We start from the raw sequence: 2,499 nt of genomic DNA, 5'->3' as shown, positions 1-2,499 counted from the left end.
CCCGTTCCCATACCGAACACGGAAGTTAAGCTCTCTAGCGCCGATGGTAGTTGGGACCTTGTCCCTGTGAGAGTAGGACGTCGCCAAGCAAAAACCTAAGTCGAATCGACTTAGGTTTTTTTGTGTTGATTTTTATTTACCGAATGTCATAATCCATAAATTCAATAACCTTAAAGATGAAATAGGGACTGTCGAAATTAAAATTTGAGCGACAGTGTTGTGAAAGATGATAAAGTAATACGTTTAAATAGCAGTGTAAGGTAAAAATTACCTTTTTATGTTAACTGAGTTGTAGAATGACTAAAAAATTTTACTCTTTATATGAAGGCGTTATGTGAAAAAAAGCTATTCAGCTGTTTTTCACATAACGTTTTTTCATTTTTAAAAGATTTCACATAAGAAAAAATCTATAATTAAGATAGCTAACATATATTTTTTGATGGGTGTGGGGGATTATGAAAGAAATATGCATGTTATTAGTGGCTGTTATATTATGGGGGACAGCTATTGCGCCAACAAAGTGGGCATTAGAATCTATTCAGCCATTTACTTTGTTGTTTATTCGCCTTTTCTTCGCGGGTGGAATCTGTTTACTATTCTCATTTAAACAATTAAAAAGACCAGTTGTACATAAACAGGTCCCTTGGAAAAGAATGAGTTTACTATCTTTTACTGGTGTAGCTGGGTATTTTATGTTCACATCCTACGGTATTTCTTTAACAAGTGGATTGCATGTTAGTATCATTGATGCTGCATTGCCATTAGTTACAATTCTTTTTTCGGCATTCTTTTTAAAGGAGAAAATTCAGTTGAATTATTGGATTGGAATTATGCTAGGAGCTATAGGTGTGCTCTTGATTACCGTTCCTTCTGACAATACTGATCAAGAGGTCTCTTTAATAGGGGATATACTTATTTTATTGAGTACTTTTTTATTTGCTTTCTATACGATATTGTTAAAACGCCCGAAGCAAGAGCGATATTTATCTAACAATGTTTTTACAACGCTAACTTTAATTATTGGAGCTGTTATTTTATTGCCTTTTGCAATGGGGGAAATCTTTTATTATGGTTTTCCAAAGATTGAAACATGGAAGACAGTGTTTAGTGTAATGTATCTTGTTATAGGTGCAACAATTTTGGCGTATTGGTTTTGGAACAAAGCGCTAGAGAGAATTTCGGCATCGGTAAGTGGGTTATATTTAAATGCATTACCATTAATAAGTATTGTTACTTCAATTGTTCTATTAGATGAATCTTTAACGTGGAAGATAATGATAGGGGGAAGTTTAGTTTTAATAGGAGTAGGATGGGCAGATAAACAAAAAATAGGTAATTTATTAAAGAGGAATAGTTTAAATAGTAAGGACTGCTAAGTAGTATACTCTATGTAGTTTGAATGTTAAAAAGATACCTAATATATAAGGTATCTTTTTATATTTGGCAAAGATGATAGATTGAAATCAGTATGGATATTCTTTACTATATCTATACGTATCGAAATCATTTTGAAATATTGTTTGAACAAGTTGTATACATTCCGTATCATAAAAACTTTCGAAAGTAGGATAGCGAGGAAATAAAGGATCAGTAATACTTGCTTCGCTAAAATTCCCTCTATAGATCATAGCGGGAGTCTGATGATGCCAGGATGTTGATAGTTTATTTATCGGTGCGGATTTTAATTCAAAGTGGCTCCCTAACTTTTGTATTTCCTGATCAAAATCCTCTAAGTAGATATAATTTGTTACATATGCTTCTTCACCTAGTATGTATTGTTGTGTAAAATGCGGATTCATATCATCTGCATGAGCACCTTTGGCGAGTAGGTAATATAAAAATTGTTTATATGAGATTCCTTTAGGAGAGTTTTCATCTTGATATAAAAACTTTCGAATGAGTTGCCATTCTGGGTTTTCTACATAGGGAGGTGCGATTAAGGATACGAAAGAACTAACGGCTCTTTTAAAAGGATTACGAACAAGTTTAAAAGTTTCTTTTTGTTTATCTCGTAATGCTATGCCTAGCCGCACATCCTAGGCGGGTGTACTTTTATATATGTCATATTCGTAATGATGAATGAAAGGATTATAGTTTAAAGCTGTTTGTAATAAATCAATCTGGTAAAAAAAACAATTAGCAAGTGAAGTGCAGCCGCTTTTTTGAATCCAAAATAGAATGAGAGGGAAGTTTCTGTGGTAGTGTGGTTTTCTGAAGTTAGCATTGATGATGTGTAACATAGAAGAATCAAACAATCTCTACACTCCTTTCAGTTATCATAATTATATGTATGAAAAATAAGGAAGGTTTATGAGTAGTGAATGTTTTTTGTAAAAAATGAAAAAGAGTTGTTGACTATTGTTAGATAGAGGTGTAATATAAAACAAGTCGCCGATGCAATAACGCAAAACGCGGCAAACGAAATAAAAAACTTAGTTGACATTAACTAACGAAGATGTTAACATAAGGAAGTCGCAAATGAGCGACCAAGTAGTTCTT

1 protein-coding gene, 1 rRNA gene and 1 pseudogene are annotated in these 2,499 nt (G+C 33.1%); 2 read left to right on the top strand and 1 reads right to left on the bottom strand.

From position 1 onward, the window contains the following. Together rrf and MR115_RS29470 are read left to right on the top strand one after the other, a co-directional pair. Positions 1–89, top strand: a 5S ribosomal RNA gene (rrf, locus tag MR115_RS29475); the annotation flags it as partial. Between the two features lie 354 nt (positions 90–443). Continuing rightward, complete coding sequence (locus MR115_RS29470) at positions 444–1,376, top strand: DMT family transporter (protein ID WP_242243842.1); 933 nt, start codon at positions 444–446, stop codon at positions 1,374–1,376. 87 nt (positions 1,377–1,463) lie between these two features. On the opposite strand, the pseudogene MR115_RS29465 reads toward MR115_RS29470, so the two are convergent. Next, a pseudogene (locus MR115_RS29465) lies at positions 1,464–2,255 on the bottom strand (sulfotransferase family 2 domain-containing protein). Positions 2,256–2,499 lie beyond the last annotated feature (244 nt).

The sequence above is a fragment of the Bacillus cereus group sp. BfR-BA-01309 genome, assembly GCF_022664315.1.
GTDB classification, from domain to species: domain Bacteria; phylum Bacillota; class Bacilli; order Bacillales; family Bacillaceae_G; genus Bacillus_A; species Bacillus_A mobilis.
Note: the sequence above shows the minus strand (reverse complement) of the source record. Positions and strands in the feature narration are given on the sequence as shown.